General features: G+C 68.0%; 18 protein-coding genes. 9 read left to right on the forward strand and 9 right to left on the reverse strand.

Annotated elements, in window-relative coordinates; translation table 11 throughout:
- Positions 1–202: 202 nt before the first annotated feature.
- From ASC93_RS11690 to ASC93_RS11705, 4 genes are all read left to right on the forward strand, one after another.
- The gene (locus ASC93_RS11690; protein ID WP_047823985.1) at positions 203–469 is read left to right on the forward strand and encodes a succinate dehydrogenase assembly factor 2; all 267 of its coding nucleotides are present in this window, start codon (positions 203–205) and stop codon (positions 467–469) included.
- 85 nt (positions 470–554) lie between these two features.
- Positions 555–1,856, forward strand: coding sequence for a citrate synthase (gene gltA, locus ASC93_RS11695; protein ID WP_056441579.1), 1,302 nt, complete (start codon positions 555–557; stop codon positions 1,854–1,856).
- A gap of 99 nt (positions 1,857–1,955) precedes the next feature.
- Entirely contained in the window at positions 1,956–2,492 is a 537-nt protein-coding gene (locus ASC93_RS11700; RefSeq protein WP_056441580.1) for a dihydrofolate reductase family protein, read from the forward strand.
- Positions 2,489–3,049 (forward strand): TetR/AcrR family transcriptional regulator, encoded by a 561-nt coding sequence (locus tag ASC93_RS11705; protein WP_056441583.1) that lies wholly within the window; start codon positions 2,489–2,491, stop codon positions 3,047–3,049. Before ASC93_RS11700 ends, ASC93_RS11705 begins: the two co-directional genes overlap by 4 nt.
- Before the next feature lie 15 nt (positions 3,050–3,064).
- Here the strand turns inward: ASC93_RS11705 and ASC93_RS11710 are convergent, their stop codons facing one another.
- Positions 3,065–4,168, reverse strand: coding sequence for a S41 family peptidase (locus ASC93_RS11710; protein ID WP_082547958.1), 1,104 nt, complete (start codon positions 4,166–4,168; stop codon positions 3,065–3,067).
- A 279-nt stretch (positions 4,169–4,447) separates the two neighbouring features.
- On the reverse strand, positions 4,448–4,699 hold the full coding sequence (locus tag ASC93_RS11715; protein WP_056442269.1) for a DUF3297 family protein: 252 nt from the start codon (positions 4,697–4,699) through the stop codon (positions 4,448–4,450).
- Positions 4,700–4,836: 137 nt separating this feature from the next.
- On the opposite strand from ASC93_RS11715, the gene ASC93_RS11720 reads away from it, so the two are divergent.
- Complete coding sequence (locus ASC93_RS11720) at positions 4,837–5,814, forward strand: hypothetical protein (protein ID WP_157201872.1); 978 nt, start codon at positions 4,837–4,839, stop codon at positions 5,812–5,814.
- Here the strand turns inward: ASC93_RS11720 and ASC93_RS11725 are convergent, their stop codons facing one another.
- Positions 5,815–6,414, reverse strand: a complete 600-nt coding sequence (locus ASC93_RS11725; protein ID WP_056441591.1) for a TetR/AcrR family transcriptional regulator — start codon at positions 6,412–6,414, stop codon at positions 5,815–5,817.
- Between the two features lie 130 nt (positions 6,415–6,544).
- On the opposite strand from ASC93_RS11725, the gene ASC93_RS11730 reads away from it, so the two are divergent.
- Positions 6,545–7,108: an isochorismatase family protein gene (locus ASC93_RS11730; RefSeq protein ID WP_056441594.1), complete on the forward strand. Its 564-nt coding sequence runs from the start codon at positions 6,545–6,547 to the stop codon at positions 7,106–7,108.
- An 11-nt stretch (positions 7,109–7,119) separates the two neighbouring features.
- On the opposite strand, the gene ASC93_RS11735 is transcribed toward ASC93_RS11730, so the two are convergent.
- Positions 7,120–7,476 (reverse strand): hypothetical protein, encoded by a 357-nt coding sequence (locus ASC93_RS11735; protein ID WP_056441597.1) that lies wholly within the window; start codon positions 7,474–7,476, stop codon positions 7,120–7,122.
- A 90-nt stretch (positions 7,477–7,566) separates the two neighbouring features.
- Here ASC93_RS11735 and ASC93_RS11740 point away from each other — a divergent pair, with 90 nt between their 5' ends.
- Positions 7,567–8,061 carry a nuclear transport factor 2 family protein gene (locus ASC93_RS11740; RefSeq protein WP_056441600.1) on the forward strand — a complete coding sequence of 165 codons (495 nt, stop codon included), beginning with the start codon at positions 7,567–7,569 and terminating at the stop codon, positions 8,059–8,061.
- Here the strand turns inward: ASC93_RS11740 and ASC93_RS11745 are convergent.
- The 5 genes from ASC93_RS11745 to ASC93_RS11765 are packed head-to-tail and all read right to left on the reverse strand — an operon-like array spanning position 8,053 to position 15,123.
- A complete protein-coding gene (locus ASC93_RS11745; protein WP_056441604.1) occupies positions 8,053–8,769 on the reverse strand; it encodes an SOS response-associated peptidase in 717 nt (238 codons plus the stop codon). The genes ASC93_RS11740 and ASC93_RS11745 overlap by 9 nt on opposite strands.
- Positions 8,770–8,799: 30 nt before the next feature.
- Positions 8,800–9,951, reverse strand: coding sequence for a PepSY domain-containing protein (locus ASC93_RS11750; protein WP_307188988.1), 1,152 nt, complete (start codon positions 9,949–9,951; stop codon positions 8,800–8,802).
- A 20-nt stretch (positions 9,952–9,971) separates the two neighbouring features.
- Positions 9,972–12,080 (reverse strand): TonB-dependent siderophore receptor, encoded by a 2,109-nt coding sequence (locus ASC93_RS11755; RefSeq protein ID WP_056441611.1) that lies wholly within the window; start codon positions 12,078–12,080, stop codon positions 9,972–9,974.
- Positions 12,077–13,276, reverse strand: coding sequence for an MFS transporter (locus tag ASC93_RS11760; RefSeq protein WP_056441615.1), 1,200 nt, complete (start codon positions 13,274–13,276; stop codon positions 12,077–12,079). The genes ASC93_RS11755 and ASC93_RS11760 overlap by 4 nt, the downstream gene beginning before the upstream one ends.
- The gene (locus ASC93_RS11765; RefSeq protein WP_056441619.1) at positions 13,273–15,123 is read right to left on the reverse strand and encodes an IucA/IucC family siderophore biosynthesis protein; all 1,851 of its coding nucleotides are present in this window, start codon (positions 15,121–15,123) and stop codon (positions 13,273–13,275) included. Before ASC93_RS11765 ends, ASC93_RS11760 begins: the two co-directional genes overlap by 4 nt.
- Positions 15,124–15,353: 230 nt before the next feature.
- Here ASC93_RS11765 and ASC93_RS11770 point away from each other — a divergent pair, with 230 nt between their 5' ends.
- Positions 15,354–15,905: a heme NO-binding domain-containing protein gene (locus ASC93_RS11770; protein ID WP_229412693.1), complete on the forward strand. Its 552-nt coding sequence runs from the start codon at positions 15,354–15,356 to the stop codon at positions 15,903–15,905.
- A complete protein-coding gene (locus ASC93_RS11775) occupies positions 15,902–17,920 on the forward strand; it encodes a bifunctional diguanylate cyclase/phosphodiesterase (RefSeq protein ID WP_056441624.1) in 2,019 nt (672 codons plus the stop codon). The genes ASC93_RS11770 and ASC93_RS11775 overlap by 4 nt, the downstream gene beginning before the upstream one ends.
- The last annotated feature ends 9 nt before the right edge of the window (positions 17,921–17,929 follow it).

Consider the following 17,929-nt stretch of genomic DNA (forward strand, 5'->3'; position numbering starts at 1 on the left):
CGTTTGGTGATGCATGCGTTTGGTGGGCGGAGGCCGCCCACCCTACGGTTTGGTGATGCATGCGTACCAAACGTAGGGTGGGCACCCCGTGCCCACCAAATGCCGGCGTAACGCAATTAATATTGCTTAAATATAGTAAAACTACCGTACTGTCGACTGCCTGCAGCCGGAGTATAGTGTTGACCCAACAACGGACTCTAGTGTGAAAACGCATCAATCCGATCCCGCCAACCGTGCCCGCCTGCGCTGGCGTGCCCGTCGCGGCCTGCTCGAGAACGACCTGATCCTCACGCGCTTCCTCGACGCGCATGAAGAAGAACTGACGGACGAGGAAGTCGATGCGCTGACCCGTTTGCTGGACCTGGCGGACAACCCGCTGATGGACCTGCTGCTGGGCCGCGCCGAGCCCGAAGGCGAGGTCGACCTGCCGCACGTGCGTGCCCTGGTGGCGCGCCTGCGGCAAGCCTGAGGCGTCCACGCTGTCACGGACGCCGGTAACGAAACCGGAAGATTTCGTTTTTATCTTGTACCCACCTCCCAAAGAAGGAAGTGCCATGAACATCTCTGATACCAAAGCCACTCTGTCGTTCTCGGACGGCAGCCCATCGGTAGACATGCCGATCTACAAGGGCACGATCGGCCCGGACGTCATCGACATCCGCAAGCTGTACGGCCAGACCGGCAAGTTCACCTATGACCCTGGCTTCATGTCGACGGCCGCCTGCCAGTCGGCCATCACGTACATCGATGGCGACAAGGGCGAGCTGCTGTACCGCGGCTACCCGATCGAACAGCTGGCCGTCAATTGCGACTTCCTGGAGAGCTGCTACCTGCTGCTGAACGGCGAACTTCCGAACGCCGCGCAGAAGGAAAAGTTCGTCACCACCGTGACCAAGCACACGATGGTCCACGAGCAGATGCAATTCTTCTTCCGCGGCTTCCGCCGCGACGCGCACCCGATGTCGGTGCTGGTGGGTACGGTCGGCGCGCTGGCGTCGTTCTACCACGACTCGCTGGACATCAACGACGCGAACCAGCGCGAAATCTCGGCCATCCGCCTGATCGCCAAGCTGCCGACCCTGGTCGCGATGGCTTATAAATACTCGGTCGGCCAGCCGTTCGTGTACCCGCGCAACGACCTGTCGTACAGCGCGAACTTCATGCGCATGATGTTCGGCAACCCGTGCGAAGAGTACAAGGTCAACGACGTCCTCGTCCGCGCCCTGGACCGCATCCTGATCCTGCACGCCGATCACGAGCAGAACGCATCGACCTCGACCGTCCGTCTGGCCGGTTCGTCGGGCGCCAACCCGTTCGCCTGTATCGCAGCCGGTATCGCCTGCCTGTGGGGCCCGGCCCACGGCGGCGCGAACGAAGCCGCACTGAACATGCTGAAGGAAATCGGCAGCGTCGAGAACATCCCGGCCTTCATCGAGAAGGTCAAGGACAAGAACTCGGGTGTGAAGCTGATGGGCTTCGGTCACCGCGTGTACAAGAACTTCGACCCGCGCGCCAAGCTGATGCGCGAAACCTGCTATGAGGTGCTGAACGAACTGGGCCTGCAGGACGACCAGCTGTTCAAGCTGGCGATGGAACTGGAAAAGATCGCCCTGAACGACGACTACTTCGTGTCGCGCAAGCTGTACCCGAACGTCGACTTCTACTCGGGCATCGTGCAGTCGGCCCTGGGCATCCCGGTCTCGCTGTTCACCGGTATCTTCGCGATGGCCCGTACCATCGGCTGGATCGCCCAGTGGAACGAGATGATCGCCGACCCGGAACAGAAGATCGGCCGTCCGCGCCAGCTGTTCGTCGGTTCGCAGCGCCGCGACGTGCCGGCGATGGACAAGCGTTAATCCGCTAATCCGCGCCTGTCGTCATCGGAAAGCGAGCCTGCGGGCTCGCTTTTTTTTCCGTCTCCGCATAAAATATACAGCGTATAAATAAGGGGACTTATGATTACCGGACACGTATTCATCGCAACCAGCCTCGACGGCTACATCGCGCGCCCCGACGGCGACATCGATTGGCTGCTCGCCCGCGACGACCCGCGCGAAGATCACGGCTACGACGCCTTCATCGCCGACAAGGACGCCATCGTGATGGGCCGCGGCAGCTACGAAAAGATCGCGACGTTCGAGCCGTGGCCGTACTCCCTCCCGGTGGTGGTGCTCTCGCGCCGGCTCGCGGGAACGCCCGTTCCCGACCGGCTGCGCGGCAAAGTGCGTTTCGCCGACCTCGCGCCGGCCGTCGTCATGCGCGAGCTCGAGCTGGATGGCGCCCGCCGCGTCTACGTGGACGGCGGCCAGGTCGTGCAGGCATTTTTGCGCGCGGGCCTGATCGCGGACATGGTCGTCACGACGGTGCCTGTGCTGATCGCCGCCGGCCGTCCCCTGTTCGGGGACCTCCGCGCCGACTGCGACCTGGCCCTCGTCGCCAGCCGCAGCTTCCCGTCCGGCCTCGTGCAATCCACGTACCGGCTGCCGTCGTGACGCGCCCCCGCGGCCGCCCCGCGCGCGGGCAGGGCGTCACGCGCGACGCGATCCTGGATGCGGCCCTGGCCTTGCTGGACGAGGACGGCGACGCCGGGTTGACGATGCGGGTCCTTGCGGCGCGGCTGGGCGTGACGCCGATGAGCCTGTACCACCACGTGACCGACCGCGCCGGCCTGCTGCAGGCCTTGTCGGACCGGTTGTACGGCACCGTGCTGCAAGGCGACGACGCGCTCGGCGGGCCCGCCGATGGGATCCGGATGCTGTTGACGCGCTATCACGACGCCGTCGTTGCTCACCCGCAACTGACGCTCGCGATCTTTGCCGAGCCGGCGGCCTTTGCCGGTGCGAGCCGGGAGATCACGGACCGCCTGGAAGCACTGCTCGCGGCGCTCACGCCGGCGCACCTGATGTGGCGCGACATCCTCGTCGACCACGCGCACGGCAGCGGGCTCGCGCTCGTCGCGGCCCGCGGCGACGCGGCGCGCGTGGAGGTGTTGCGGACCGCGTATCGCGCGGCGCTGGACTGCTTGCTGGCGCCCTTTTTCAGGGCATAGATCGGAGCCGCCGGATTACCGGATCCCGTTGTGGCGCACGGCGCCCGTCCCGGTCGCAAGGGACGTCGCAACGCCAAGTGCTTGTTCGGCAGGCACGGCGACATCCGGCCGCACGCCGACGCCTTCCCAGTTCGTGTGCGTGACGGGACTGATGCTCTCCGCGACAGGCAGAACTACGATGAAGTGCGAGCTCAGGCGAAACGGTGCGACGGGATGGGCACCGCCCCGGGTGACTTCGCCGACGATGGTGGCCCGCTTCCGCGTTTGCATGGCATAAGCAAAATCCTCCGCGGCCGAAAACGTGGCCCGGCTGGTCAGGATGTAGACGGGCCGGGAGACGCCGTAGTGGCGACCCTCGACGTTCCCGCTCGTCCACATGGACAAGCGCTCTCCGGTACGCGGCGCGACGACATCGCTGAGGTGGGTCGGCCGGTCGAAAAAATAGCTGGCCAGCAGTGCGACGCTGTCCCTGTTGCCACCGCCGTTGTTGCGCAAATCGATGATCAATGCCCTGGAGCCGGCAAGGCGATCCATTGCCGCGGCAAATTTTTCGGCTGACAGATAAGGGCGGAAAAAGCAGTCGAGCCGCAGGTAACCGATGCCGGCATCCGATTGCGTCACCTCTTCGACACCGAAACGTGCCATGTAGCGGCCGAGACGGTCTACGAGCCATGCGGGCAGGGACAGGTCATCGTTGGGTGGACGGGGAAAGTTGCGCTCCGGGGAAACCGGTACGTCGCCGGGCACGAACCCGACCGCCATGTGCTGGTCATCGCTGAACCGGACCAATTCCGATGTCATCAGGCGCGCAAACTGACCGGGAGAGCTGATGCCATCGTATTCGCCATGACGTTCGGCCTGGCGCAACGCGGCCGCGACCTGCGCGCCTTTTTTTTCGTCGAGGTAGCGCCGGGCGACCTTGTCGGCCAGCGTGTCGACCAGTTGGGCGCGCGTTGTCGGCGTGACGTTTAGCGTGCTCACCGTGTGCACATCTCGCCAGGTCGACAACGTACTTGGCAGGATGATCACGAACGTCAGATATGCCGCAGCCGAAATCAAGATGCCTTTCGCCAAGGTATATGGATCGGATAGCCTTTTCCAGATACGGCTTGCAAGCATCCTGCCTCCCGTTAGTGATATTTATGCAAGACTCTAGCAATAAAGTATATTTTCGTAAAGAAATGCAGGGGAGATTTTTCTGAGACAGGCCGTTTTTCGGGCTGCTATACCGATCTTTACGTATTCGAGTAGGGAATCAGAGGTTGGTACATGCTGAATTCTCTTCTCTGCGGTACCACGGACCTGCTGTAGTACCCGCTTCGCTGCCGGGAAACAGCTAATAAAAAGGCCGCCGGATCACTCCGGCGGCCGTCGCATCAACGCGTTATCGATTCAAGGTCAGACAGCGTAATACGCCTCGACCTCGCCTTTCAGCTTGATCAGCATCGGACGGCCCTTGCGGTCCAGGGTCTTGCCGGCGGCGACCTTGATCCAGCCTTCGCTCAGGCAGTATTCCTCGACGTCGGTGCGTTCCTTGCCGTTGAATCGGATGCCGACCGGGTGCTTGAAGACTTCCGCATTGTGGTGCGGGCTCTTCGGGTCGATGGACAGGCGGTCGGGCAGGGGTGGGAGTTGGGTAGTGTCGTTCATGGCCGGAATTATCCACGATTCCCGGCGCGCGCGCGAGCGTCGCATCACCGGAATCATTGCCTTATTGAACACTTGATGTAGACGCGTCGGCGACATTTCGCTATGCTCGCAAGATTGTTAACCCGACAGTCAGCACCATGGCACAAAATTCAGGCGACGTCTACCGGACCCCCCGACGTTTCAATTGGCCGTTCGTGATCGGCGGTTTCGCTTTTCTTTCCCTCGCGATCATGTTGTGGCGCTGGGGCGGCACGGTCGAGGACTCGCTGGCCTATTTCGACACCGCCCGCTGGGTGCGCGGCGAAATTCCGCTGCAGGCGTTGCGTGCGCCGTTTCCGTACCGCCTGGCCGTCCCGGCCCTCGCGGCCTTCCTGCCCGGCGACCTGCACAACACGTTCGCCGCGCTGAACTGGATCTTCGTCACCGCGACGGCCTGCCTGGCGACGGCGACCGTGCGGCGCATGGGCTTCGGCACCCTGCGGGCGCTGGCGGCGGGGCTGCTCGTCGTGCTGTCGCTGCCGACGTTCTGGTATGCGCCTTACCTGCTCGTCGATCCGGGTTCCGTGTGCATGCGCATGCTGTTCGTATTCGCCGTGCTGACGGGGCAGCCGCGCCTCGCGCTGGCGGCCGGCCTCGCGGCGACCGCGATCCGCGAAGAAAACATCCTGCTGCTCGGCTGGCTGCTCGTGATGCGCCAGGTGGCCGTGCCGCAAGGGCTCGCGGCGCTGGCCGCCGCGGCCGGGTGGCTCGTCGCGGTGCGCTGGTGGCTGATTCCGGGCCTGCCGCATTACGCCTGGGTGCCCAACCTCGGCACCGTGCGCGCGCTGCTGGACGACACGCGCGGCCTGTTGTCGCTCGCCGGTTGCGCGGGCCTCGTCCTGCCGCTCGCCATCGTCGGCATCTGGCGCGCGCCGCCGCGCATCGCGCCCTTGCGCGGCCTGCTCGTGCTGATGGCCTTGCCACCGCTGTACGCGGCGCTGAGCGTGCGCGTCGAAGGGCGCATCGTATGGGCCCTGTATCCCTTCCTGATCCCGTTCGCCGTGTCGCTGGGCCTGCCGCGCCGGGACGCGGCGGTGCCAGACGTGCGTCCGCCGCCCACGTCGCGGCGCGCCTGATCAGCCCATCAGCAGATACGCACGCAACAGGCGCCGGTATTCGTCGAGCAGCGCCCGTTCGTGCGGCTCCCCTTGCGGTACCTGGCCCACGCCCTTCAGGACGTGCAGCAGTGCCAGCGCCATCGGGTCGGCACGCCCGGGCGGCAAGGCGGGCAGCACCGCGTCCATCAGGCCGCGCAGACTGGCCAGCATCGTCTCGCGCACCTGATGCCGGCTCGCTTCCAGGCCGCGCGCGTCGACCAGCGCCAGCGCCACCCCGCGCCGGGCGCGCAACTCCTGCATGACATCCACGAGGGCATCCGCCAGGTCGGCGGGCGAGAGCGCGTCCGCGCGCGCGCGCAGCGCGGCCAAGCCCGCGCCGAGCTGTTCGACATAGGTGCCCAGCAGCGCGTCGGCCACGGCGTCCTTGGACGGGAAGAAGCGGTACAGCGAACCGATCGCGGTGCCGGAACTGGCGGCGATCTCGGTCATCGTGACCGCGTCGTAGCCCTTGTCGAGGAAGAGGCTGCCGGCGGCCTCGAGGATGGCGGCGACGCGCTCGTGGCCGCGCTGGCGCTTGGGCGCGGCGCCGCGGGCCGCCTCGGGTGGCGATGCTGTCATGGATAGGTCGTCCTGGATGAGGCTTGCATTATAGCGACGTCATGACACGGCCTCACGTTTGACTTATGCGAGGGCATCCTCTACTATATTTTGCGAGGATGTCCTCGCATAACTCACTTTTTGGATTCCCATGACCGATCTCCAACCCCGATCCACGGCCGTCGTCCTCATCGACCTCCAGCACGGCATCCTGGCGCGCGAACTGGCGCCGCATCCGGCCGCGCACGTCGTCGCCAACGCCGCCCGCCTGACCGCCGCCTGGCGCGCGGCCGGCGCCACCGTCGTGTACGTGCGCGTCGCGCTGGGCGACATCCATACGCACGTGGTCGACCGGCCGCGCGCCCGTCCCGACAGCTTCCCGGCCAACGCCTGCGACATCCTTCCCGAGGCCGGCATGCGCGAGGGCGATTTCCTCGTCACCAAGCGCCAGTGGGGGGCGTTCCATGCGACGGAACTGGACCAGATCCTGCGCCGGCGCGGCATCCGCACGATCATCCTGGGCGGCGTGGCGACCAATATCGGCGTCGAAACGACGGCGCGCGCGGCGCACGACCTCGGCTACGACATCGTGTTCGCCGAAGACGCCACGTCGACGCTCACCGCCGACATGCACCGTTTCGCGTTCGAGCAGATGTTCCCGACGATGGGCCGGGTGCGCAGCACGGACCAGTTGCTGGCCGCGCTGCCGGCCTGACGACGCTGCGCCTACCGGCACTTGCCGGCGGCGATGGCCGCGCCCCAGAACGGCAGCGCCAGGATGCCGCCCAGGCCGATCGGCCCGATCTGCGCCGGCTGGTGCTTCAGCGCGTCGGGGCCCCAGCATCCCGGCACGCGGGCGTCGTCGAACTGGCGCTTGAACTTCTCGTGGGCCGGATCGCCGCTCAGCACGGGGCCGCGGTCCCGCGCCGGCGCCGGCATCTCCGCGAGCGTCTCGCGCACGGCCTTGCGGATGGCATCCTCGTCCAGGCGCAGGTGGATGGACGCCGGCGGCTGCGCCTGGTCCGAGGCGCAGGCAGCGGAGGAAATGGCCGCCAGCAGGGCGGCGAGGACGAAGGTTCTCATGTTAATAAATGTACACCCGTCCGAGCGGAGTTGTTGAACCGGCACATTTCGTTACACAATCCCTTTCTCGCCCTGGAAAGGACCCCGACCATGAAATCGCTGATCCTCGCATGCTGCCTGTTCGTCGCGTCGCTCGCCCATGCCGCCGGCATCGACCCGGCCCTCGCGCAGCAGGTGAATGCCTTCGTCGACGGCTGGCATGACGACGCCGCCCACGCGCGCATGCGCTACTTCGACAAGATGGCGCCGGACGGCGTCTACATCGGCACCGACCGCGGCGAGCTGTGGCAGCGCGACGCCTTCCGCGAATGGGGGCGCAAGTATTTCGAGGGCAAGCAGGCCGCCTGGGTGTTCCACCCCACGCGGCGCAACGTGTATGCGACACCGGACGGTGGGCTGATCTGGTTCGACGAGCTGCTCGACACGGAAAACATGGGACATTGCATGGCCAGCGGCGTCATTCGCAGGACGCAAGCGGGATTCGAGATCGTGCATTACCAGCTGTCGCTGGCGGTGCCGAACGGGGTGGCGAAGCAGGTGATCGAGGTCGTGAAGGCGGCCGAGGCGGCGCCCGCGTCAAAATAATTCGAGGTTCTGCTGTCCCGGCGGCGTCTGCACGGCAGCCTTCGCGGCGGGCGCCCTGGGCGCGACCCATGCCTTCATCGCCTGCGCCGGATACGCCCGCAGGAAGCTGCGCGCCAGTTCCGGGTCGCGGCAGTGCAGCCAGGCGTCGACGTCGTTCGGCGGCAGCACGACGAGCGCGCGCTTTTCGTCGTCCGGCTTGTGGAAGCGCCGCATCAGCGGGTGGTCGTCGGCGTTGATCGTGATCTGCGTGAACGCCGCCGCGATCGATCCGTCGGCCTCGGACCACTCGCGCCACAGGCCCGCGACGAAGAACACGCTGTCGTCGGCCATGCCGATGCCGAAGCGCTCGGCGCGGCCGCTTTCGTAGCACGGTTCATAAAAGCAGGTCATCGGCACGGCGCACAGCTGGGCGCGGCGCCAGGCGGGGGCGAACGAGCGCTTTTCGCCCAGCGATTCGGCGCGCGCGTTCATCGTGTCGAACGGTTTGACGCCCGGCGGGATGTGCCGGCGCGGCACCATGCCGTAGCTTGCCAGCTGCAGCTTGCGTTCGCCGCCGGCGCCCGCGCGCACGATCGGGGCGATGTAGTCTTTCCAGACCTCATCCTTCCAGGTCTCGCTGGGCCAGTCCCAGTCGCGGTACAGGTCGACCAGGGTGCCGAGCACCATGTCGAGTTGTTCGGGCAGCGGAGGGCGGTAGTTGACGCACATGGCGCCAAGTTTGACACAAAAACGCGCCCGTCACCACGCCGCCGCGCGCGCCTTGCGCCGCTGCCGCCAGATCGCCAGGCCCGTCACCAGGAACGCGAGCGGCGCCAGCCCGGCGATGCTGATGACAACCCGTCCGAACGTGCCGAACGCTTCGCCCGTATGCAGCGGGAACTGCCAGTCGATGAAGGCATCGCCCGCGGGCGCGTGCAGCGGATCGCGCACGCGCAGCACGCGCCCCGTCGCCGCATCGACCGTGACGCGCGTGTTGCCGTCGCCCCGGCGGACCTCGCCGGGCTGGCGCAGGCGGATCTCGTACGGCAGGCCCGGCGTCGCGGGCAGTCCGATGCGCGCCACGCGCGCGGCCGGGAACAGAGCGCTGGCCGCTTGCGCCGCCCGCGCTACGCCGACGTCGCCCGCCGCGCCGCGCTTCGGCTTGTCCTGCGCCGACACGGCCGCCACGCTGGCCACCACGGGCGTGATCCACTGCGGCTGGTTGAACAGGCAGCCGGAAAAGCCGAGCATCGCCAGCACCGGCGCGACGACCGCGCCGGCCGCGCGGTGGAAGCTGTAATTCAGGCGCGGCCACGAGCCCCGGTACGCGACGCTGAACGCCTTGCGCCACGCCGCCAGGCGCGCCCTGGGCCACCACAGCACGAAACCGGCCACGGACGTGAACAGCAGCGCGAGGCCGGAGACGGCGACGACTGTCTTGCCGGCGTCGCCGGCCAGCAGGTAGCGGTGCAGGTGGAACAAGGTCGGCATCAGCAGGGGCCGCGACAGGCCGGCCTGGCCCCACACGCGTTCGCCCGTGACGGCCAGGCTGGCCGGGTCGACCATCACCTGGCGCGACCGGTCCAGCGTGAACGGACCGCGTCCAGCGGCCGGCGGCAGGCGATACCACGCGACCGCCACCTCGCCGCCGCGCGCCGGCAGCATCAGCTGGCTGGGGCGGCCGTACGCCGGGTCGGCCGCCAGCCGGTCGACGATGCGCTTGACGGCCGCGGGTGCGAGCGGCCCGGGCGCCGGCGCCGCATGGAACAGCGCCGGATTGAGCATGGCGTCGAGTTCATGCATCCACGCGAGGGCGCAGCCGGTGAGCCCGGACAGCCCGAACACGCAGCCGAAGACGAGCGCCACGGCCAGGTGCAGGCGCCGGAACCAGGTACGGAGTGTGGCGCGCATCATGTCGTCCTGTCGTCATGTCAGAAGCGGTAGCGCGCGCTGACCAGCACCGAGCGCGGCTCGCCCGGCATGTTGTAGTCGTTCGCGCCGCTGTGCGCCGACACGAAATAGCGTCGGTTCGCGAGGTTCTTCACGGTGACCGTCACGTCGACCTTCCTGCCGTCGTAGCCGGCGCCCAGCTGCAGGACGCCGTAGCCGGGCAGGGTCGTCAGGTCGTCGGGCGAGGCGTAGCGCGCGGATTCGGCGCGGCCGCCGGCGGCGACCCAGAACCGGTCGTCCAGGCGGTGCTTGATCCAGGCATTGAACGTGTGGCGCGGCGTGAGTGCCGCCGTGTTGCCTTCGAATGGCGTGCGTGCCGTCGTGAGTTCCGTCGAGTCCTCGATCGTGCCGCGCATGTTCGCATAGCCGGCGATCGCATCCCAGCCGGGCGCCAGCTCGCCGCTGAAACTCAGTTCGAGTCCGCGCGTGCGCTGGCGGCCCACGGGCAGCGAAAAATTCGTGTTGGCCGGATCGGCCACCTGGATATTCGTCTGCGTCATGTCGAACAGCGCGGCCGTCAGGCTCGAACGCGCCGACACGTCGAGCTTCACGCCCGCTTCCTTGTTGACGGTCTGCGTCGGCTTCAAGGTGTCGCTGTTGGCGCGGAACGAGAACGAATCGGAGATCGGCTGGAACGAGCGGTTCCACGACGCGTACAGCGCGACCCGGCTGGTGGGCTGGTAGACCGCGCCGAGGCGCGGCGAGAAGGTGTCGTCGACGCGGTGCAGGTCGAGGTTTTTGACCGTGCGGTCGTCGCGGTCCTGCTTCAGACGATCGTAGCGGACGCCCGCCAGGATTTTCCACGCCGGCGACAGCGCCACGAGGTCCTGCACATACAGGCCGGCGATGTCGACGCGGTTGCGGTTGTCGGCGCTGGCTGCGACGGTGTCCGGCAGCACCGGCAGGTCCACGAGCACGGGGTGGAACAGGCTGTAGGTCGCGACGTTGCCGCGCGAGCGCAGCACCTCGGCCTTGTTCTGGCGGCCGACCTCCACGCCGTACAGCAGCTGGTGGTTCGTCGCGCCCCAGTCCAGTTGTTGCGACAGTTCGTTCTGCAGGTAGCGCCCGTCCTCGTCGCGCAGGCGGTGGCTCTGGCCGATGGCGACGGTCGGTGCGGCGCCGTCCTCGATGGCGCCGATCGACGTGTAATTGCGGTCGAGGGCGTAGTCGTAGGCGCGCAGCACCGTGTGCAGCTCGAGGCCGGGCGCGAACACGTGGTCGAGCGTCGCGGTCGCGCTCTTGACGTCGCTCTGCACGAAGGCGCGCGCGGTGCCGTTGGCGGCGCCGAAATAGGTCTCGACCGGCACGTCGACGGGGCGGCCGTGGTAGCTCGGCACGCCCTGGTCGGCCAGGCGCTTGTCGTGCAGGTAGTCGGCCTGCAGGGTCAGCGTGGTCCCTGGCTGGAGCCTGAACGTGGCCGACGGCGCGAGCGCCTGGCGGCGCAGGAAGTAGCGGTCGCGGAAGCCGGTCGAATCCTCGACGGCGCCCGTCAGGCGGAACAGGGCGTCCTTGCCGGCGCCCGCCGCGCCGACGTCGAACTCGCCGCGGCGCTGCCCGCGCGAACCGAGCATGACGCCCGCCTCGGCCTGCGGATCGGCGAGCGGCTTCTTCGTCACGCGGTTGACGAGGCCACCGGCCGACCCGCGCCCGTACAGCACGGAGGCCGGTCCCTTGAGCACCTCCACGCGCTCGATGTTCGACAGGTCGCGGAAGTACAAGGCATCGTCGCGCACGCCGTCCACGAACTGGTCGCTGATGGCGGAGAAGCCGCGGATCGTCACCTGGTCGCGCTGGCCGTCGCCGACCGAAAAGGACAGGCCCGGCACGTTCTGCAGCGCGTCCTGCAGGGACAAGGCGTTCTGGTCGTGCAGCACGACGGCCGGCACCACGTTGACGGTCTGCGGAACGTCGCGCAGCGGCACGCTGATCTTCGTCGCCGTCGTCGCGTCGGGGGTGTCGTACGAGCCGGCATCGATTTTCCTGTCCTTGACGATCACCTCCGGCATCGCGGGTTCTTCGGCATGGGCTTGCGCGCACAGGCTGCACGCGATGGCGACGAGGTACGGTAAAGGACGAAGTGCGTGATTCATGAAATCCCTGTTGGTGTGTGAAGGTGTTGGAAATGGTTGGATTGGAGCCGGATGGCGCGCATGCCGGCGGCGGCGACGGCATACAGCAGCGCGACGGTCCAGAACATGGCGGACAGCGGCACCCAGGCCAGGGCCAGGCCGCCCGCGCCGGCACCCAGCAGGGCGCCGGCCTTGGCGGCACCGTTGCCGGCGCCGAGCACGCGGCCCTGTTCGTCGTCCGCGGCGGCGCGGGCGAGCAGGCCGTAGAACACGGGCAGCAGGGCGGCGAGACACGCGCCCCACAGCACGCGCGCCAGCAGGAACAGGCCGATGTCCGACGCCGCCGCCTGCACCGCGACGATGGCCACGCAGGCCCACAGAATCCATTCGACCTGGGCGAGCACCTGCGCATGCGCCATGCGCGCGAAGCGCCGCGCCCAGAACGGCGCGGCCGCGCACAGGCCGAGGGCCGTGCCCGCGTAGCACAGTCCCGTCACGCGGCTGGACACGTGCAGCACCTCGCTTGCGTACAGGCCGAAGAAAGTCTGCGGCATCATCTTCCCGGCCTGCACCAGCACGATGCCGAGCAGCAGGCCGTACATCGTTTGCCGCAGTCCGGCCGGCCGCGGGCGCGCGCCGGACGCCGGCGCGGCCGGCAGCGGGGCCGTGGGCGGCAGGACGGCGGCGGCCACCGCCGCGCACAGCAGGCACGCGGCGCCGGCCCATACGTTCACGCTGCGGAAGCCCCATGCATCGAACAGCCAGCCGCCGAGGACGGGGCCGGCCACGGAGCCGATCGCCGTCGCCGCCTGCAGCTGCGCCATCAGCGCGCCGCGCGCGTCGCGCGTCACGAGCCGCGCACCGTAGGCCTGCGCCGCCGCGATGTAGCCGGCAAGGGCGCCTTGCAGCAGGCGCACGGCGAGGATGACGGCCACGCTGTCGGTCGCGGCGATCCACCACTGCGTGGCCGCCAGCGCGAGCAGCGCGCGCAGCAGCATCGGCTTGTGGCCGACCCGGTCGCCGAGGCGCCCCCACCACGGCGTCGTGCACATCGCCATGGCCATCGGGCCGGCATAGGCGGCCGCGCTGACCCAGGCCAGCGCCGCGGGCGCCAGGCCGCCCAGGCGGCGCAGGTGCAGGGGCCAGAACGGGCCGCTCATCTCCATGGCGCCCATCGCCACGAGCTGCAGCGCGAACAGCCAGCGCGCGGTGGTCATGCGAGCGGATTGGGCATCGTGCCGTGCACGTCGTCCGACGTGTCGAGCAGGCGCATGCGCAGGAACGATTTGGCCGGCCAGTCATGGGCCAGCAGCGCCTCGCGTTCGGCCTGCCAGCGGCGCTCGTGGACGCGCGCGCGCAGGTCCGCGAACACGTCGTCCATCGTGCGCCGCAGGACGTCCCAGAAGTGGTGCTCGGGATGGCCGTAGGCGTGCGCCAGCAGCAGCGCCAGTTCGGACAGGTGGCACAGCAGGACGGCGTGCAGCAGCTTGTCGCGCACCGGTTCGTCGTCGTCGTACACCGTGAAGCCGGCGCGATAGGCGTCGAGCGCCAGGCCGGCACGGCGCAGCGTGGGGCCGTGGATGCGCAGGTCGCCGAAGTCGCGCGCGAGCAGCTGGACGGGAGCGTACCCGTCGTCGAGCATGATGAAGCTGTTCTGCTGGTGCGCTTCGAACGCGATGCCGTACACGAGGTAAGCGGACAGCAGCGCCGTCAGCACGGTGCGCGCGTGGCGCCCGAAGTAGGCGACGGCGCCCGCGGCATGGTCGCCGTGGGCCAGCGCCACGAGCTCCGTCGCGAGCGGACGGCCGCTGAACGGCGACTCCGCGAACAGGGCGCCGACCGGGACCGGGAAGCGCCCGCGGTCGGCCTTGGCCATCGGATTGGCGCGGTACAGGATCGCCAGGTGGCGCGCGCGGTCATCGTCGTCCTGCGGGTCGATGTAGTGCAGGCCCACGTCTTCGCGCACGATGTCGAGCGTGCCGCCAAAACCGTGTTCGCGTTCGAGGATCGCCGCGAGCAGGCGCGTGATGCGCGGTCCCATCACGGTGGACTTGGGCGAGACCGTGCGCTGGACGCTGGTCAGGCGCAGCGACACGGGCAGCTTCAGGTGCGGCAGCGCCGGCGAGCCGGCCGGGACGACGGTGCGGAACGACATGGTCGGCGTCGCGTCGAGGCCCACGCCGTCGAGCAGCAGCAGGTCGCCGTGCGCGATCTCGGCCGCGAACTTCCGCGGGATCACCTTGCGGGCCTGGAATGGATGGAGGGGCAGGGGCAGCCAGTCGGCGGCGCGCTCGCCCAGCCTTGCCAAAGCGGCTTCCCAGCGTTGCGCGCTCGCCGGGAAGTGATGCGCGAACCAGGCGGCGTAGTCGCCGTCGCCGGCCGCGAACGTGGTCCGGGCCTTGTCCGCGCGGATCGCGGCCAGCGGCACCCGCAAGGTCGGCTGGAATTCCGGCGACAGGGCCAGCACCTCGTCCGCGGACAGGCCGAGCTTGGTCTTGAAGGTCGGATGCCACGGGTGGCCCAGCGTGCCCCATTGTTCCAGCAGCAGCGCGGGATTGGCGTGCCCGGCGCGCCGCAGCGCGGCGATGAAGTACGCGTCCGCGCCACCCAGTTCGGCGCGCAGCGACTGGGCCCACGTCCGGCGGTAAGCGAGGCACAGGACGTCGTTGGCGAGGCTGTTGTCGAGTTCGTGAACGAGCCGCTGCAGGTCCTCGCCCCGGCCCGGCAGCGACGGTGCCACGCAGGCCAGCAAGGCGGCCGCATGCGTCACCGGCTGCGGCCGCTCGCCCGTGGGGTAGTACGACACGCTTCCCGTCAGCCGGCAGTCGCCGATGCGGCCGAGGCTCAGGCCCTCGAATCGCAAGACGCCTTGCTGCGACCAGAGGGGGAGCCAGGACCCGGCACCTTCCGTGATCAATTGGTCCCGGTTCAGGAGGTGTTCGCGGAACAGCGCTTGCAACGTCCGCTGCAGGCTGCGCTTGCGCGCCTCGGACCAGGCCAGTTCCGTGGCGACGGCGTCGAGCAGGTGATCGGTGGGTTTGAGCGGGGTCGGTATCGCGTTCATGGCTTGCCTTCTCAATAACGGAAGCGCAGGATAACGTAAACGCGAATCATTCTCAATACCATTCTCAATAATAAAATACGGCGGTTTTTTCCTTGTGCTGTCTCAAACATGCGGACCTGAGTTCAAATTAATTTGATTAAATTATTGTCTTAATGCAATACTCATAACCCATCCAGCGTGATGCCCGTATCGACGGGTCGCGCGGATGCCGATTTGATGAAACGTGAAGGGTGTCCGCAGTGAAAGGTATTGTTTTTAATTTGTTGGAAGAAGCCGTCAGCAACGCGTACGGCGAGGCCGCCTGGGACCGATTACTCGATGTGGCCGGACTGCAAGGTGCCTATACATCGCTGGGAAGTTATGACGACGCCGAGATCGCCACCCTGGTGCGCACGGCGTCGCAGGCTCTGGAGATACCGGAAGACACCGTGCTGCGCTGGTTCGGCCGCCGGGCCATGCCGCTGCTGGCGCGGCGCTATCCGGCGTTCTTCGACAGCCATGCGAACGTGCGCAGCTTCCTGCTGAGCCTGAACAGCATCATCCACCCCGAAGTGCGCAAGTTGTATCCGGGCGCGCACCCGCCCGTCTTCGATTTCGACACGAGCGTCGCCGGCGTGCTCAAGATCGGTTACAACTCGCCACGCCGCCTGTGTGCGCTGGCCGATGGGTTCATGCACGGTGCCGCCACGCATTTCGGCGAGCGGATCGAGTTCGAGCAGGACGAGTGCATGCACCGCGGCGATGCCAGGTGTGTCTTCCACGTCCGTTTCGACCAGCAATGAACGGGGGCGACAACGTGGCTCCGGAAGCCGAGATCGCCCGTCTCGAGCGGCGCGTGCGGCGCGAAGTGGCGGCTCGTCTGGAAGCCGAAGCGATTGCCGAGCGGGGCCTGCGTGCCTTGTTCCAGCGCCAGCAGGAAATCGCCCTGCTCGAGAGCATGGCGGTGGCCGCCAACGAGGCGGAGGGCGTCAACGACGCGATGGAACGCGCACTGCACGCCATGTGCCGTTATGGGAGCTGGCCACTCGGCCACCTGTGGCTGGTGTCCGGACATGCGGGCGGGGAACGGCTCGACCCGACCAGCATCTGGTACGACGAGGCCGCGCGCGACGGCGGCGGTCCGGTCCGGGCACTGCGCGCCTACACCGAAGCCAGCGTGTTCGCGGCCGGCGTCGGCCTGCCGGGCCAGGTCGCGCGCAGCGGACAGCCCGCGTGGATCGATACCGATGCGGCCGGCAGCGCGGAAACCCCCCGCCTGTCGCTGATCGTGGACGCCGGCTTCGCCTCGATGTTTGCCTTCCCGGTGATGATCGCCAGCGAGGTGGTCGCGGTGCTGGAGTTTTTCAGCCGCGTACGCCAGGCGCCGGAGGAATCGCTGCTGCGGCTGCTGGCCCAGATCGGCACCCAGCTCGGCCGCGTGTTCGAGCGCCGCCGCGCCCACGACAAATTGATACACGACGCCCTGCACGATCCGCTGACCCGGTTAGGCAACCGCAAGCTGTTCGCGGACCGGCTCGAACATTTGCTGCAGCGCGCGCAGCGCAAGCCGGACAATCATTTCGCGGTGCTGTTCGTGGACCTGGACCGTTTCAAATCCGTCAACGACGGGCTCGGGCACCAGTCCGGCGACCAGCTGATCGTCGCGACGGCCAAGCGCCTGTCGCTCTGCCTGCGCCAGACCGACCTGGTGGCGCGCGACCGCGCGTTCGCGCACGAGCCCCTGCTCGCGCGCTTCGGCGGCGACGAATTCGTGATCCTGCTCGACCAGGTGGCCAGTGCCGAAAGCGCGATCGTGGTCGCCGAACGCATCATGGGCGTGTTGGCCGAGCCGTTCGAGGTGGCCGGCCAGCGCGTGTTCGTGACGGCCAGCGTGGGCATCGCCCTCAGCGCCAGCGGCTACGCCGACGTGGAAGACATCCTGCGCGACGCCGACATCGCGATGTACCACGCCAAGCAGGGCGGGCGGGCGCGCTGGGTGATGTTCGACCAGACCATGCAGCTGGCCGCCGTGCGCCGCCTGCAGCTGGAAGCGGACCTGCGCGACGCGATGGCGCAGCAGCAGTTCTTCCTGCACTTCCAGCCGATCGTCGACCCGCGCGGCGGCCGCGTGCGCGGCTTCGAGGCCCTGCTGCGCTGGCGCCACCCGGTACGCGGCCTCGTGCCGCCGGGCGAATTCATCTCCGTCCTCGAGGAAATCGGCCTGATCGAGCCGATCGGCGCCTGGGTCCTGGGCGAAGCCTGCCGCCAGTTGCGCGACTGGCAGCGCGACCATGACCCCCGGCTCTCGATGAGCGTGAACGTGTCGGCCGTGCAGTTCACGGGCGGCGACCTGGTCGAGGTCGTGGCGCGCGCGCTGGCCGAGACCGGGATCGCGCCCGCCAGCCTGAAGCTCGAGCTGACCGAAAGCGCCGTCATGGCCGACGCCGAGCATGCGATCGCCGTGTTCGCCCGGTTGAAGGTGTTGGGCGTGCTCGTGAGCCTGGACGATTTCGGCACCGGCTATTCCTCGCTCAGCTATCTGCGCCGGCTGCCGATCGACACGTTGAAGATCGACCGCTCCTTCGTCAGCAAGCTCGACTGTTTTGACGACAAGCGCCAGATCGTCGAGGTGGTGCTGATGCTGGCGCGCGCGCTGGGCCTGGACGTGGTGGCGGAAGGCGTCGAGACCGAGGCCGAGCTGACGCTGCTGCGCGAGATGGGGAGCGATCTCGTGCAGGGCTATTACTACCACCGTCCGCTCGCGCCGGACGATGCCGCGCGGGTATTGGCCGCACAGGGGGCCGCCGCGATGTGCTAAGGTTGCGCC

This window comes from Massilia sp. Root335 (genome assembly GCF_001425685.1).
Lineage (GTDB): Bacteria > Pseudomonadota > Gammaproteobacteria > Burkholderiales > Burkholderiaceae_D > Telluria > Telluria luteola.

Bases quoted from the DNA above. Each gene is read 5' to 3' on its own strand.
- gltA (WP_056441579.1), top strand. From the start codon at position 555: ATGAACATCTCTGATACCAAAGCCACTCTGTCGTTCTCGGACGGCAGC.
- ASC93_RS11700 (WP_056441580.1), top strand. From the start codon at position 1,956: ATGATTACCGGACACGTATTCATCGCAACCAGCCTCGACGGCTACATC.
- ASC93_RS11710 (WP_082547958.1), bottom strand. From the start codon at position 4,168: ATGCTTGCAAGCCGTATCTGGAAAAGGCTATCCGATCCATATACCTTG.
- ASC93_RS11715 (WP_056442269.1), bottom strand. From the start codon at position 4,699: ATGAACGACACTACCCAACTCCCACCCCTGCCCGACCGCCTGTCCATC.
- ASC93_RS11720 (WP_157201872.1), top strand. From the start codon at position 4,837: ATGGCACAAAATTCAGGCGACGTCTACCGGACCCCCCGACGTTTCAAT.
- ASC93_RS11725 (WP_056441591.1), bottom strand. From the start codon at position 6,414: ATGACAGCATCGCCACCCGAGGCGGCCCGCGGCGCCGCGCCCAAGCGC.
- ASC93_RS11730 (WP_056441594.1), top strand. From the start codon at position 6,545: ATGACCGATCTCCAACCCCGATCCACGGCCGTCGTCCTCATCGACCTC.
- ASC93_RS11735 (WP_056441597.1), bottom strand. From the start codon at position 7,476: ATGAGAACCTTCGTCCTCGCCGCCCTGCTGGCGGCCATTTCCTCCGCT.
- ASC93_RS11740 (WP_056441600.1), top strand. From the start codon at position 7,567: ATGAAATCGCTGATCCTCGCATGCTGCCTGTTCGTCGCGTCGCTCGCC.
- ASC93_RS11745 (WP_056441604.1), bottom strand. From the start codon at position 8,769: ATGTGCGTCAACTACCGCCCTCCGCTGCCCGAACAACTCGACATGGTG.
- ASC93_RS11750 (WP_307188988.1), bottom strand. From the start codon at position 9,951: ATGCGCGCCACACTCCGTACCTGGTTCCGGCGCCTGCACCTGGCCGTG.
- ASC93_RS11755 (WP_056441611.1), bottom strand. From the start codon at position 12,080: ATGAATCACGCACTTCGTCCTTTACCGTACCTCGTCGCCATCGCGTGC.
- ASC93_RS11760 (WP_056441615.1), bottom strand. From the start codon at position 13,276: ATGACCACCGCGCGCTGGCTGTTCGCGCTGCAGCTCGTGGCGATGGGC.
- ASC93_RS11765 (WP_056441619.1), bottom strand. From the start codon at position 15,123: ATGAACGCGATACCGACCCCGCTCAAACCCACCGATCACCTGCTCGAC.
- ASC93_RS11775 (WP_056441624.1), top strand. From the start codon at position 15,902: ATGAACGGGGGCGACAACGTGGCTCCGGAAGCCGAGATCGCCCGTCTC.